The organism is Pseudomonas sp. NFPP28 (genome assembly GCF_900115535.1).
Lineage (GTDB): Bacteria > Pseudomonadota > Gammaproteobacteria > Pseudomonadales > Pseudomonadaceae > Aquipseudomonas > Aquipseudomonas extremorientalis.
Map to the genome: position 1 here is coordinate 216303 of NZ_FOWT01000011.1, position 13891 is coordinate 230193.

The 13891-nt window shown below is 60.4% G+C and carries 15 protein-coding genes; 4 read left to right on the forward strand and 11 right to left on the reverse strand.

Annotation, left to right across the window (positions count from 1 at the left end):
* Positions 1-149: 149 nt before the first annotated feature.
* The 3 genes from BM110_RS26810 to soxR form a co-directional block, all read right to left on the reverse strand.
* Complete coding sequence (locus tag BM110_RS26810; protein WP_093122604.1) at positions 150-1025, reverse strand: alpha/beta fold hydrolase; 876 nt, start codon at positions 1023-1025, stop codon at positions 150-152.
* A gap of 126 nt (positions 1026-1151) precedes the next feature.
* Positions 1152-1610, reverse strand: coding sequence for a VOC family protein (locus BM110_RS26815; RefSeq protein WP_092248052.1), 459 nt, complete (start codon positions 1608-1610; stop codon positions 1152-1154).
* Positions 1611-1709: 99 nt separating this feature from the next.
* Entirely contained in the window at positions 1710-2159 is a 450-nt protein-coding gene (gene soxR / locus BM110_RS26820) for a redox-sensitive transcriptional activator SoxR (RefSeq protein ID WP_071492280.1), read from the reverse strand.
* Positions 2160-2259: 100 nt separating this feature from the next.
* Between soxR and BM110_RS26825 the strand changes: the two genes are divergently transcribed.
* Positions 2260-2625 carry an antibiotic biosynthesis monooxygenase gene (locus BM110_RS26825; RefSeq protein WP_071492281.1) on the forward strand — a complete coding sequence of 122 codons (366 nt, stop codon included), beginning with the start codon at positions 2260-2262 and terminating at the stop codon, positions 2623-2625.
* On the opposite strand, the gene BM110_RS26830 is transcribed toward BM110_RS26825, so the two are convergent.
* Genes BM110_RS26830 through msuE form a run of 4 tightly spaced genes read right to left on the reverse strand, consistent with a single transcriptional unit; the run spans position 2614 to position 6648 of the window.
* A complete protein-coding gene (locus BM110_RS26830; protein WP_071492282.1) occupies positions 2614-3717 on the reverse strand; it encodes a sigma-54 interaction domain-containing protein in 1104 nt (367 codons plus the stop codon). The genes BM110_RS26825 and BM110_RS26830 overlap by 12 nt on opposite strands.
* An 11-nt stretch (positions 3718-3728) precedes the next feature.
* A complete protein-coding gene (locus BM110_RS26835; RefSeq protein ID WP_093514461.1) occupies positions 3729-4916 on the reverse strand; it encodes an acyl-CoA dehydrogenase family protein in 1188 nt (395 codons plus the stop codon).
* 19 nt (positions 4917-4935) lie between these two features.
* Entirely contained in the window at positions 4936-6075 is a 1140-nt protein-coding gene (gene ssuD / locus BM110_RS26840) for an FMNH2-dependent alkanesulfonate monooxygenase (RefSeq protein ID WP_071492284.1), read from the reverse strand.
* 9 nt (positions 6076-6084) lie between these two features.
* Complete coding sequence (gene msuE, locus BM110_RS26845) at positions 6085-6648, reverse strand: FMN reductase (protein ID WP_058426944.1); 564 nt, start codon at positions 6646-6648, stop codon at positions 6085-6087.
* A 398-nt stretch (positions 6649-7046) separates the two neighbouring features.
* Between msuE and BM110_RS26850 the strand changes: the two genes are divergently transcribed.
* From BM110_RS26850 to BM110_RS26860, 3 genes are all read left to right on the forward strand, one after another.
* The gene (locus BM110_RS26850; RefSeq protein WP_092248061.1) at positions 7047-7316 is read left to right on the forward strand and encodes a hypothetical protein; all 270 of its coding nucleotides are present in this window, start codon (positions 7047-7049) and stop codon (positions 7314-7316) included.
* 233 nt (positions 7317-7549) lie between these two features.
* A complete protein-coding gene (locus BM110_RS26855; protein WP_093514462.1) occupies positions 7550-8710 on the forward strand; it encodes a cysteine desulfurase family protein in 1161 nt (386 codons plus the stop codon).
* Between the two features lie 49 nt (positions 8711-8759).
* Complete coding sequence (locus BM110_RS26860) at positions 8760-10568, forward strand: aminopeptidase P family protein (RefSeq protein WP_093514463.1); 1809 nt, start codon at positions 8760-8762, stop codon at positions 10566-10568.
* A gap of 46 nt (positions 10569-10614) precedes the next feature.
* On the opposite strand, the gene BM110_RS26865 is transcribed toward BM110_RS26860, so the two are convergent.
* From BM110_RS26865 to rhtA, 4 genes are all read right to left on the reverse strand, one after another.
* On the reverse strand, positions 10615-11205 hold the full coding sequence (locus BM110_RS26865; RefSeq protein ID WP_093514464.1) for a 2-hydroxychromene-2-carboxylate isomerase: 591 nt from the start codon (positions 11203-11205) through the stop codon (positions 10615-10617).
* A 36-nt stretch (positions 11206-11241) separates the two neighbouring features.
* The gene (locus tag BM110_RS26870) at positions 11242-11973 is read right to left on the reverse strand and encodes an SDR family oxidoreductase (protein ID WP_092248073.1); all 732 of its coding nucleotides are present in this window, start codon (positions 11971-11973) and stop codon (positions 11242-11244) included.
* A gap of 109 nt (positions 11974-12082) precedes the next feature.
* Positions 12083-12364, reverse strand: coding sequence for a hypothetical protein (locus tag BM110_RS26875; RefSeq protein ID WP_058426920.1), 282 nt, complete (start codon positions 12362-12364; stop codon positions 12083-12085).
* 164 nt (positions 12365-12528) lie between these two features.
* Entirely contained in the window at positions 12529-13416 is an 888-nt protein-coding gene (gene rhtA / locus BM110_RS26880) for a threonine/homoserine exporter RhtA (RefSeq protein ID WP_071492290.1), read from the reverse strand.
* Positions 13417-13891: the final 475 nt, after the last annotated feature.

Genomic DNA, 13891 nt, shown 5'->3' on the forward strand with positions numbered 1-13891 from the left:
ATGAGCCGCCAGAATAGCACCGGTTGGGCAGACCTTTCGGCAGGCCCGGTTGCTTGCCGGCGGTGAACGCGATAGCAGCGAAGGCGCCGATCGGTGCCCTCCCGGCAGATAATGCCGAGGATGCGGAAGAACCGGGGTTACAGCGCTGCTCAGCGAAGGAAGGTCAGGACTTCGCCCAGCAGCAACTCAGGGGCTTCTTCGGCGATGTAATGGCCGGCCGGCAGGGCCTTGCCACGCACGTCGGTGGCGACTTTCTGCCATTCCTTGAGCGGCTCGAAGCAGCGCCCGACAGTGCCTTCGGCACCCCACATCACCAGTAACGGCAGGCTCAGGTGATGGCCGGCGTCGATGTCCGCCTGGTCGTGCTCAAGGTCGATGCCGGCGGCAGCCCGGTAGTCCTCGCAGATGCCCGTGGCGGCGCCCGGCAATTTCAGGCAACGCAAGTATTCGGCGAAGGCTTCCTGAGTGAACGGCTTGAGCCCGGCGCTGCGACTGCCCATCACGCTACGCAGGTACAGCTCCGGGTTGCCCTCGATCAAGGCTTCCGGCAAGGGCGCCGGACGGATCAGGAAGAACCAGTGCCAGTAGGCGCGGGCGAAGGCTTCGTTGGTCTGCGCGTACATCGACAGGGTCGGGGCAATGTCCAGCAGCACCATGCGTTGCACGGCCGCTGGGTGGTCCAGGGCCAGGCGGTGGGCCACGCGGGCACCACGGTCGTGGGCCAGCACCGAGAACCTGTCGAAGCCCAGCGCCTGCATCAGTTCGACGTTGTCCCGGGCCATTTCCCGTTTCGAATAATGGGTGTGATGGTCATTGGCCGGCAGCTTGCTGCTGTCGCCATAGCCGCGCAGGTCGGCGGCCACCACGGTGAAGTGTTCAGCCAGTTGGTCGGCGACTTTGTGCCAGATGACGTGGGTTTGCGGATGCCCGTGCAACAGGAGCAGACCGGGACCTGTACCACCTTTGCGGTAGCTGATGTCCACGCCGTTGACGTGGCACTGGTCTTTCTGGAATCCGGCGAACATGGAATGACTCCTTGTGATGAATGCTTGCATCTTGGAATCACGCGGCATTCGGGGCAAGGGCAAAAACGTGGAGGGGGTGTTCATGAAGTGTGATGCAGGAGCGGGCTTGCTCGCTCCTGCAAAGGGTCAGCCTTGTTTGAACAGGGCCTCGGCACGTTCGCGGATCTGTGCTTCGGTCAGGTCCTCCTTGTGGGTCGCCAGGAACCACAGATGACCGAACGGATCCTTCACACTGGCGGAGCGGTCGCCATAGAACTGGTCCTTGGGCTCGGACACGACGCTGGCGCCAGCCGCAACGGCTTGCTTGAACTGCGCGTCGACATCGCTCACATACAGATGCAAGCCGACACTGGTGTGTTCGGCCGGGTTGCGCAGGGCCATTTCGTCGCAGGGCGTGCCCAGCATGATGGCCGAATCGCCGATGCGCAGCTCGGCATGGCCGACTTTGCCATCCGGCATGTCCAGACGCATGACCTGGGTGGCGCCGAAGGCTTTTTTGTAGAACTCGATGGCTTCACTGGCTTTGTCGATGCCCATATAAGGCGTGATGCTGGCGTAGCCCTCCGGAATAGGTTCAACGCTCATATCGCTCTCCTTGATTGTGGTTGTAGAGAAACGGCCTCTTCACTATAGGCCACGTTCCGTGTGGCCTGTGGGCAGTCGACGAAGTGTTGGGGCCGCAGGTCATGCAGGGGGTGTCGGTTCCAGCAACTGTGCCCCCGGCCCGCGCTCACCAAGCTGGTCATCCTGATTGCGCAATGGACACGCCTCCATCGACAAACATCCGCAGCCAATACAGCCATTGAGCTTGTCGCGCAGCAGCGTCAGCTTGTTGATGCGCTCATCCAGGTCTTGCCGCCACAGCGCCGACAAACGCTCCCAATCCTGGGCGTTGGGCGTGCGCCCCTCCGGCAATGTCTGCAAGGCTTCGCCAATCGTTGCCAGCGGAATGCCCAGGCGCTGGGCGATCTTGATCACCACCACGCGCCGCAGTACATCCCGGGGGTAACGCCGTTGATTACCGGCGTTGCGATTGCTCTTGATCAGCCCCTTGGTTTCGTAGAAGTGCAGCGCCGTGACCGCCACACCACTGCGGGCGGCCAGTTGGCCGACAGTGAGTTCCTTGTTGAGCATGAAAAACTCCAGATAAGCGCTTGACCTTGACTTAACTAGAGGTTTTACCCTGCATGGCATCGAATCGCAAGATTCTGCCTACAGAGGAAGGGGAGTGTTCATGCAGGTATCAGAGAAGAATCGCAGCTTCACTCAATTGATCGAGTTTCAGATCGAACCCCGGCAACAATCTGCCCTGGTGGCCGCCCTGACCCTTCAGAGCGAACGCCTGGCCCAGGGCCATGGCGGCTTTATCAATGCGAGTGTGCTGGTCAGCGATGACGGACGGCGGGTGCTCAATTACCTGCAATGGCACTCGCGTGAAGACGGCGAGGCGGCCTTCCAGTGTTTTGAGCATGGCGAGGAAGATTTCTGGACATTGATTCGCGCCCACCAGGCCACGGCCGTGACCTTTGGTTCGTTCCAGGTGCTGCGCAGTTTCGAGCGCAGCCACGACAACGCGTTGCACTGCCGCCTAAATGGATAGGTGCAGCATGCGCTCGCCTTGCACGTTTTCTCCGGGCCGGCGCTTGTTCACCGCCAGCTCGCCGATCTTGATCAGGCGCGTACGTGTGACGTTGCGGCTCAGGCCGAGCAGGTTGGCGGTGTGGACCTGGTTGTAATGGCTGAAACGGTAGGCGGCCCGTAGCAGGGCATCTTCGACCTTTTCATGCAGGGCGCCGGCCTGTTCCTCGAACAGTTTCTGGAAGGCCCGCGCAAGCAATGCTTCAGCGCTGTTGTCGCTGCCGTGCTGGCTGTCGTCCTGGCGCTCGATGCGCATGTTAGACAGGCGCAGGTCGTCGCGCTCGATCACGCCGTTCCGGCAGATCAGCAGGGTGTGGTGGATTACGTTTTCCAACTCGCGGATGTTGCCCGGCCAACTGTAGCTTTTAAGCTTGTGCTCGGCCTCGCGGCTGATGGTGATGGGGCCATACCCCAGGCGCTGGCTGTAGGCTTCGATAAAGTGTCGGGTCAGCGGCAGGATATCGCCGGGGCGCTCGCGCAGCGGGCTGAGCTCCAGGCTGACCACGTCGAGGCGGTAATAGAGGTCTTCGCGGAAATGCCCGGCGTTGATGGCTTTTTCCAACTGCACGTTGGTTGCGGCCAAGACGCGCACATCAATCGGAATGCTCTTGCGCGAACCCAGGCGTACGACTTCTCGTTCCTGCAGGACCCGCAGCAGTTTGACCTGGATCGCCATCGGCAAATCGCCGATCTCATCGAGAAACAACGTGCCGCCGTCGGCCTCCTCGAACCAGCCGGCCTTGGCGCTGAGGGCGCCGGTGAAGGCGCCTTTTTCATGGCCGAACAGTTCGGCCTCCACCAGGGACTCGGAGAACGCCCCGCAGTTGACCGCCACGAACGGCCGGTTGCGCCGTGCGCTGAGGTTGTGGATGTGGCGTGCCACCAGCTCTTTACCGGTGCCGGTCTCGCCGATGATCAGCACGCTGGCTTCGCTGGGCGCCACTTGCTGGATGTGGTCGAGCAACGCCTGGGATTTGGGGTCTTCGAAGACCTGGGCCGTGGCGCGGATCGAGGTCGCGAGGGCGGGCGAGGGCGGTAGGGTCAACAGCTGCATGGGCACCTCTCTTAGGAATAGAACGTTGGAATCGGCAGGGAGTGGTTCAGCGCCCAGTCCCCCAGTTCGTGGAGTTTGTAGTCCACCGGGTCGTGCAGGGTCTGGGTGCGCAGGTTGCGCCAGTGACGGTCCAGGCGCAGCGATGCGTGCGTGGAGCGCGCGCCGGTGACTTCGAACAGGCGGCTGCACAGCTCCAGGCCCTGCTGGGTGGCGGCGACCTTGGCGGTGGCGATGGCAATGGCCAACTGGCCGCGTTCGGTTTCGCTGAGGTTCGGGCCTTTGGCCCAGGCCTGGTCGAGCAGGTCGGCAGCGCGCTCCACCAGCAGGCGCACGCCTTCCAGTGCGACCCAGAATTCGCCGTAGTGATGCAGTACGTAAGGGTCCCTGCGCACATCTTCGGCCGAGGATTTATGCCAGGCGCGGGTTTCGGTGAGGGTGTAATTGCGCGCTTCCTCGAAGGCGCCTTCGGCAATGCCGAGAAACATGTGGGTGAACGTCAGTTGGGCGATCAACGGGCGCAGGCAGGCGAAGGGTGTGCTCAGCGGTCCCGGATCGAGCAGCAGCTCGGATTCTTCGACGCGCACCCGTTCGAAGCTGGCGCTGCCGCTGTCGGTCTGGCGCTGGCCGATATTGTTCCAATCATTGTGCAAGGTGATGCCGCTGCGCCCGCTGGGGATCGCTGCGATCAGCAGTTTGCCACCGGCGGATTCGTCCACCGCCGAAGCGATCAGCATTTCAGAGTCGCTGGCGCCGGAGCAGAAGCTCTTTTTGCCGGAGAACTCGCGCCAGCCGCCGAAATCCTTGACCACGGTGCGCGTGTCCAGCGGGTTGAGGGCGTTGCCCCAGAACCAGTTTTTGCGCGCGGTCTGTTCGAACCAGGGTTGCCATTGGTCCGGGCGTGAAAACAGGCGCACGGTAGCGAGCATCAGGTGGTGAAAACCGAAGACATGGGCGATGGAGCTGTCGACCTTGGCGAATTCACGCACGATACCCAGGGTGTCGCTCCAGCGTGCGCCGAGGCCACCGTACTGGGTGGGAATGCTCAGGGCCAGCAGGCCGCTCTGGCGCAGGGCGTCGCGTTCAGCCTTGGGCGTGCCGCCGCGTTCGTCACGTTCGACGGCGGTGAGGGCGAAGTCGGCGGCCAGCAGTCTGGCGGTCTGCAAGGGGGACGGCAGGACGCTGTGGGGTTTGGCGGTCACACGGTGTTCCTCATTGATCTCAAGCTTTGGTCGGCAACACATCGTTGGCAATCATTTCGCCAAAGGGGCCCGTGAGGTTGGTGATGCCGTGGCCGGCAAGGCTGGCATAGGGTTCCGGTAGCAACGGGAACACCAGCTCGGCGAAGCGATAGGCTTCTTCCAGGTGCGGGTAGCCGGAGAAAATGAAGCTCTCGATCCCCAGGTCCGCGTATTCCTTGATGCGTTCGGCCACTTGTTGCGGGTTGCCCACCAGCGCGGTGCCGGCCCCGCCGCGCACCAGGCCGACGCCGGCCCACAGGTTGGGGGCGATTTCCAGGTTGTCACGGCGCCCGTCGTGCAGGGCGGCCATGCGGCGTTGGCCTTCGGAATCAAAGCGCGAAAAGGATTTTTGCGCGGCGGCGATGGTTTCGTCGCTGATGTGCTCGATCAGCTTGTCGGCGGCTTTCCAGGCGTCTTCTTCGGTCTCGCGCACGATCACATGCAGGCGGATGCCGAACTTCACGGTGCGCCCGTGGCGTGCGGCGCGCTCACGCACATCCGCGAGTTTTTCCGCAACGGCGGCGGGTGGTTCGCCCCAGGTCAGGTACACGTCCACCTGCTCGGCGGCGAGGTCGTGGGCGGCGTCGGAGGATCCACCGAAGTACAGCGGCGGGTAAGGCTTCTGCACCGGCGGGTAAAGGGCCTTGGCGTTTTGCACGCGCAGGTGCTTGCCTTCGAAATCCACCGATTCGCCCTGCAACACACGGCGCCAGATACGTAGGAATTCGTCGGAGACTTCGTAGCGTTCGGCGTGGTCGAGGAAACTGCCGTCGCCACGGTTTTCGTCGGGGTCGCCGCCGGTCACCACGTTGATCAGCAGGCGGCCATTGGACAGGCGATCGAGGGTCGCCGCCATGCGCGCCGAGACAGTCGGCGAAATGATGCCCGGACGAATCGCCACCAGGTAACGCAGGCGTTCGGTCAGCGGCACCAAGGCCGAGGCGATGACCCAGGAGTCTTCGCACGAGCGCCCGGTAGGAATCAGCACGCCGTGGTAGCCCAGGCTGTCAGCTGCCTGGGCGACTTGTTTCAGATAATTGAGGGTGACCGGCCGTGCACCCTGGGTGGTGCCCAGGTAATGACCGTCGCCGTGCGTTGGCAGAAACCAGAAAACATCCATGACCAATCCTTAAGCGATTTTCAGCAGAGAGGGGGAGTGCGCGGCGAACAAAGGCGCTGCGCGTTCTGCCGCCAGTTGAATACGGGCTTTCAGTAATTCGCTGGTTATTTGGTAGTCGGTGAAGTCGGCCTCGGTGGCGTACACACCGATCGGCAGGGTCAGCGCCTGGAAAAAGCTGAACAGCGGACGCAGTTGGTGGTCGAGGACCAGCGCGTGGCGTTCGCTGCCGCCGGTTGCCGCCAGGAGCACGGGGGTGTTGATCAGCGCATTGAGGCCGACCAGGTCGAACAGGTGCTTGAGCAGGCCCGGGTAGGAACCGCGATAGACCGGCGCGGCGACGATCAGCAAGTCGGCCTGTTCGATGGCCAACAGTTGCGCTTCGACTTCTGCGGGCAGTTCATCACGGGACAGCGCACCGCCCAGCGGCCGGGCGATATCGCCCAGCTCGATCAGGGTGGCCTGGATCGGCAGCAAGGTAGCCAGCTCAGCCAGCACCGCCTGGGTCAACACCAGGGTACGGGACGGGCGCCAGGTTCCGCCGGAGAGGGCAACAACATTCAGGGGACGGGTCATGAACAGTTCCTTTTTCAACAGTGGTTCATAGCAGGTGGAGTGCAACCGCTTGAGCAAGAGCTGTACCAACGGGTGCAAGCCTTGATCGACGCGGGTTGCAGGCTCACTGCTGAAAAATGCCGGTGTTGGCTGCCTGGTGATTTGTTGATTGGCTGTTGCCAGGGCAACAGTTGCGTGGGCAACAGTGCCAGGCGGTGTAGTCCCGTTATAGAGGGTTGTATTTATTCCGTAAATGAACGTATTTCCATATTTATAGATCATAAGGAAATATAAAGGCGCTGCTATCGAAGGTGCGTTGGCGGTTGATAGCAACTATCAAGGCAGGTGATTTTTCACCATCAAGGGGCGGGAGTAGCCTGTGTTCATTGACTCGAAACCTCCTTTGCAGGGCCACCACCATGAACCGATTCCTCGCTGTTTCCTTATTGATTGTCAGCTCAGTCCTTGCCGGATGTGCGACTCATCCTTCGCCTGAATTGCGTCCTTACACCGCAGAAGAAACCAAGCAGTTGGCCCTTGAAGCATTGAGCCGTCGTGGTTTGTCGTTTGACGAATATCAACAGCAGCGCGCCGCGCTGACCGGCCAGCCACAGAAACCCTTCGACTTTGATAGCAAGGGCGAAATGAATGCCGAACGCAGCGTGACCCTGCATGGTCGTCCCAGTTGAACCCGCGCCCAGCGACAAAAAGCCCGAGGTTATCCACAAGGATCCTCGGGCTTTTTGTTTGCCATGGAGCGACTTCAGCCTGTTAAGCTGAATTTCAGGAGCGTTCCTACGCACATTTACATAAAGTGGTCCTTCTTTAATGGCGTGTGATCGGTTAAACCTGACGACCTCTGTCCCGGTCCGTGCCCCTGAGACGCTGCTCTCGGGAACCTGCTCTGCGAGTTTCTAACGTCATGAATAAACGTCCGTTGTATTTCGACTATGCCGCCACCACCCCGGTGGACGAGCGGGTCATCCAGGTGATGGTCGAGTGTCTGGGCTTCAACGCCAATTTCGGTAACCCCGCGTCCAGTTCCCATGCGTTCGGCCAGGCGGCCCGGCAGACGGTCGAACAGGCGCGTCGTCAGGTGGCCGGGCTGGTCGGTGCCAACCCGGAGCAAATCGTCTGGACCTCCGGCGCCACCGAATCCAACAACCTTGCGATCAAAGGCGTGGCCCAGGCGCGGGGCGTGGCGGGTGGGCATATCATTACCAGCCAGATCGAACACAAGGCCACCCTGGATACCGCGCGACAATTGCAGGAAGCCGGCGTGGCCGTGACCTACCTGGTGCCGGACGCCGATGGCTTGATCAGCGCCGATGCCGTCAGCGAAGCCTTGCGCGAGGACACCTTCCTGGTGTCGTTGATGCTGGTGAACAACGAGCTCGGCACCCTCAACGATATCCCTGCCATCGGTGCCCGCGTGCGTGAACACGGCGCGTTGTTGCATGTGGATGCGGCGCAAGGGGCGGGTAAGGTGGCGATCGATCTGGCGCAGTGGCCGGTGGATCTGATGTCGTTTTCCGCGCACAAACTCTATGGCCCCAAAGGTATCGGCGCTTTGTACGTCGGTCCGCGGGCGCAGCAGAAGGTCCTGGCGCAGATTCACGGTGGCGGCCACGAGGGCGGCTTGCGTTCCGGCACCCTGGCGACCCATCAGATTGCTGGCATGGGCACCGCGTTCGCCTTGGCGGCGGCGTCTTTCTCTGAAGAAAAGGCGGTGATTGTGGCTCTGCGCCAGCGCCTGCTCGACCAGTTGGAGTCGGTGGCCGGTGTGCGCCTCAATGGCAGCGCTACACAGCGTATTCCCCATACCCTGAGCCTCACGTTCAGTGAAGGCGAATTCAACGCCGCGGCGTTGAGCGCGGGGATCGCGTTTTCTGCGACCTCGGCCTGCAATTCGGCCAGCAATGCACCGTCCCATGTGCTGCTCGCCCTGGGCCATGATGCACGCAGCGCCAGCCGCACCATTCGCTTGAGCCTCGGCCGGTTTACCACTGAACAGGATATCGACCATGCGGTGCAACTGATCAAGGCGGCCCTCGCCAGCGCACCGGCGTTCTGGGCGGTCTGATTCATTTATCGCGACACATAACAATTATTCGTGGTTAGCAGGAGACACAATGAGTACGCAGCCCTTGACCCATGGAACGGTTCCCCAGCGCCTGGCGCATACCCGTGAACTGATGAGCCGCGAGGGTATTCATGCCCTGCTGGTGCCGTCGGCCGACCCGCATTTGTCCGAGTACTTGCCGGGTTACTGGCAGGGGCGGCAATGGCTGTCGGGGTTTCATGGCTCGGTGGGAACGCTGATTGTCACTGCGGATTTCGCCGGTGTGTGGGCCGATAGCCGTTACTGGGAACAGGCGACCAAGGAACTCAAGGGCAGCGGCATCGAATTGGTGAAGCTGCAGCCGGGCCAACCCGGGCCGCTGGAGTGGCTGGCCGAGCAAACGCCGGAAGGTGGTGTGGTGGCGGTGGATGGTGCGGTCATGGCCGTGGCTTCGGCGCGTACCCTGGCCGGTAAGCTGGCGGAGCGCGGCGCGCGCTTGCGTACCGATATCGACCTGCTTGATGAAGTCTGGCATGACCGTCCGGCATTGCCGAACCAGCCGATCTATCAACACCTGCCACCGCAGGCTACTGTCAGCCGTATTGAAAAACTCGCTTCGCTGCGTGCTGCCTTGAAAGAGAAGGGCGCCGACTGGCATTTCATCGCGACCCTGGATGACATTGCCTGGCTGTTCAACCTGCGTGGTGGTGACGTTTCGTTCAACCCGGTGTTTGTGTCCTTTGCGTTGATCAATCAACACCAGGCCACGCTGTTTGTGGCACTGAGCAAAGTCGACGCCGAGTTGCGGGCTGTGCTGGAGCAGGATGGCGTGACGCTGCGCGACTACAGCGAAGTGGCGGATGCATTGCGCGCGGTGCCGGCGGGCGCCAGTCTGCAGGTCGACCCGGCGCGCGTTACCGCGGGTTTGCTGGAGAATCTCGATGCCGGCGTCAAGCTGGTCGAAGGCCTCAACCCGACCACATTGGCCAAGTCCCGCAAGAGCCTGGCCGACGCAGAACATATCCGCCAAGCCATGGAGCAGGATGGCGCAGCGCTGTGCGAGTTTTTCGCCTGGCTGGACAGTGCGCTGGGCCGTGAACGCATCACTGAGTTGACCATCGACGAACACCTGACCGCTGCACGCAGCCGCCGCCCTGGTTATGTGTCGTTGAGTTTCAACACCATTGCGGCCTACAACGCCAACGGCGCGATGCCGCATTACCACGCCACTGAAGAAGAGCACGCGCTGATCGAAGGCGATGGCCTGCTGCTGATCGATTCGGGTGGCCAGTATCTGGGCGGCACCACGGATATCACGCGGATGGTGCCGATCGGCACGCCGAGTGACGAGCAGAAGCGGGACTGCACCCGGGTGCTCAAGGGCGTGATTGCCTTGTCCCGTGCCCACTTTCCGAAAGGGATCCTGTCGCCGCTGCTGGATGCGATTGCCCGCGCGCCGATCTGGGCGGAAGGCGTGGACTACGGCCACGGTACTGGCCACGGTGTAGGCTATTTCCTCAACGTGCATGAGGGCCCACAAGTGATTGCCTACCAGGCGGCTACCGCGCCGCAAACGGCGATGCAAGCGGGGATGATCACCTCCATTGAACCGGGTACTTACCGTCCAGGCCGTTGGGGCGTGCGTATCGAGAATCTGGTGTTGAACCGCGAAGCGGGCAAGACCGAGTTCGGTGAGTTTCTCAAGTTCGAAACCCTGACCTTGTGCCCGATCGACACGCGCTGCCTGTTGCCATCGTTGCTCACGGCAGACGAGCGTGAGTGGTTCAACGCTTACCACACTGAGGTGCGCAAGCGTTTGAGCCCATTGCTCAGCGGTGCCGCGCTGGAGTGGTTGCAAGTACGCACTGCGGCTATCTGATTACCTGCCAGGCAGTAACGTGCCAGGGCGTTTTGGCCATCAAGCTCTAACTCAACGCTTCGCGCACAAATTCCAGACGGTCCTGACCGAAGAACAGCTGGTTGCCTACAAACATACTGGGGGCACCGAACACGCCGCGTTGAACGGCCTGTTCGGTGTTGTCCTTCAAGGCAGCCTTAACGGTTTCGTCATTGGCCAAATTCAGGATTTCATTGGCGGCAAATCCGTATTCAGTGAGTACGGCAGCCACGACGGCGGGGTCTCCCAAGTGACGGCCTTCGACCCAAAGGGCATGGAACAGGCAATCAACGAAGTCCAGGAAACGCTCAGGCTGGTGCAATTGGATGCCGGTGACCGCTCGCATCAACACCAGCGTATTGATGGGGAAGTGCGGGTTGAACCGGAGCGGTACGTTGTAGCGCCGGGCGTAACGCGCCAGGTCATCGAGCATGTAGCGACCCTTTGCAGGAACGGTGATTGGAGAGGCGTTACCGGTGGCCTTGAACACGCCGCCCAATAACATGGGTTTATACACAAGCTGTGTATCGGTTGCCGCGCACAATGCAGGTAGCTGGGTGTAGGCCAGGTAGGTGGCGGGGCTGCCCAGGTCAAAGAAGAATTCCAGGTTTTTACGCATGGTCGATGCTCGCTGCTTATTGTTATGGGGGCGTGCTTACCAGGGTTCATTCCAGGGGCGCAGGTCCAGTTCAAAGGTCCAGGCATCGCGTGGCTGGCTGTGGAGGTGCCAATAGTTATCGGCGATATGCTCGGGGCTGAGGATGCCGTCCTGGTCTTTGAGTGCGTATTTCTGCGGGAAATTGTCGCGAATGAAGTCGGTGTCAATGGCGCCATCGATCACGACATGGGCGACATGGATGTTCCTGGGACCCAGTTCCCGCGCCATGCTTTGCGCGAGGGCCCGAATCCCGTGCTTGGCCCCGGCGAAGGCGGCAAAACCTGCGCCGCCGCGCAATCCGGCGGTGGCGCCGGTAAACAGGATGGTGCCTCGATTGCGCGTGACCATGCGCTTGGCCACTTCGCGTGCGTTCAGAAAACCGGAGAAGCAGGCCATCTCCCAGATCTTGAAATACTTGCGCGCGGTTTCTTCCAGGATGCTGCACGGCACATTGGCGCCGATATTGAACACAAAGGCTTCAATCGGGCCCAGCTCAGTTTCGATCTGTTCGATCAGCGCGATGACGTCTTCTTCTTTACGCGCATCACAGGTAAACCCGTGGGCTTCGCCGCCCACTGCGTTAATACTGTCCACCAGCGGCTGTAACTTATCGGCGCTGCGGCGGCTGACGCAGGCCACATAGCCTTCGCGGGCGAAGCGTCTGGCAATGGCGCCGCCGGTTGCATCACCGGCGCCCACTACCAATACGATTTTTTTGTTGTGTGTCATGGGAACTCCGTTGGCTCGATGGTCGAGCAGGAGTTTAGACGCCGTGTCGCGAAGGGCCGGATTTGTATCCGGATTTGATAGGAGCAGTCAGAGATGACTGCTCATTCGATTATTTACAGATGACGATCATACTGCGGCTGGTGTAGCCGGCAGGGTTGAGGCCGAATGGGTAGTCCCCAGGTTCCTCAGAATTGTCACCGGACTTTGCGATTACTCGGTAGCCCTTGGCGCCACAGGAGTTGGTCGCACTGGTGTAGCACTGCTCCCAGGAAGAAGACAGGCCGGAACAGTTGATATGCAACCCTTTTTTGCCACGTTTCACTTCTGTCTTGGTGGTCGCGGCACAACCAGCAACGGCCATGACCATTAACAGTATTAAAATTCGCTTCATTCCTATCCTTAATAGCCGCCTTGCAATGCCAGAGGCCGGCTCTACTCGCTTTCGGGTGTAGCGTTCGCGCTGTCCTTGTCGAAGTTCTCCATGAATGACATTCGTTTACGGCCTAAACATGGCCTAAATGTGCGGCAAATACCAGAGCTACATTCAATCAGACTTCAATCCGAGGCAACCAGTGGCTTTGGTTCGCTGCGCATCGTCACCGTGGCACCTACGGAGGCCAAAATGATGCAAGTGATTGCCAGCCACTGGGCGAAGGACAAGTGCTCGTGCAGGAATAACAGGCCGGAAAGCGCGCCGAAAGCCGGCTCAATGCTCATAAGAGTGCCGAAGGTTCGGGCAGGGAGGCGCGTCAGTGCAACCATTTCCAAGGTGTAGGGCAGGGCGGTGGACAGAATGGCGACGCCGATGGCGATCGGGATCAGTGCGGGAGTCAGCAATGCGCTGCCTGCGTGGACGATGCCGATAGGTGCAACAAACAATGCGGCGATCATCACCCCGAGGGCGGCGGTCTGGACGCCGTTGTCATTCCCTGCTTTCTGACCATACAGAATGTAGAGTGCCCAGCAGACGCCTGCTCCCAGCGCGTAGGCTGCCCCCAGCAAGTCGATGCCGCTGCTGGCCTCGCCCATCGGGATCAACAAGAGAAGGCCGATGATGGCGAGGGCAATCCACAGGAAGTCGACTGCGCGCCGAGAGGCGTAAATGGCCACCGCGAGGGGGCCGGTGAATTCCAGGGCGACCGCAATCCCCAGGGGCACGCTGCGCAATGACATATAGAAGAGAAAGTTCATGCCACCCAACGCCATCCCGTAGACGATGACGGTACGTAAGGACTTGGAGGTCAGTTTGGCGCGCCACGGGCGCAACAAAAGCAGCATGATCACGCTGGCGAAAATCAGGCGCAGTGCCGTTGTGCCTTGTGCGCCAACGACAGGGAACATGCTCTTGGCCAGCGAGGCGCCGGACTGGATAGAGGCCATGGCGATCAACAGCAGGCCGACAGGGAACAGTGTCGAGGCCAGGCTGCGGGGGGAGGTGGTCATTGGGGAATTCGTCCGAAGTCATATAAAAGAAGCAAGAGCGCTATGATGCTCAACTGTTTGGTGATGAGCAATATATTGCTCAATTATCCTTTTTGATGCGTTATACAGGACGGACTTTGAGTGTTTCAGGCTCTTTGATAGAAAAACCAAATTAAGGGTTGACGGCAGATTCTGGAAGTCTATAATTCGCCCCACTTCCGGCGCAGTCGAAACGGAAAACTCCTTGGTAAACAAAGAGTTACGCAGAATTCGACAGCGACTTGCTTCAGTTCATCGAGGCCCAGAAGCAGTTGATAGGGCAGTGTTGTCTGGCTCTATTAACGTTTCGATCTTCTCGGTCGAAAGCGGAGAAAAAGAGGTGTTGACAGCAGCGTGTAACGCTGTAGAATTCGCCTCCCGCTAACGAGAGATCGGAAGCGCAAGTGGTTGAAGTTGTTGAAGAAATCTTCGAAAACTTCTGAAAATAATCACTTGA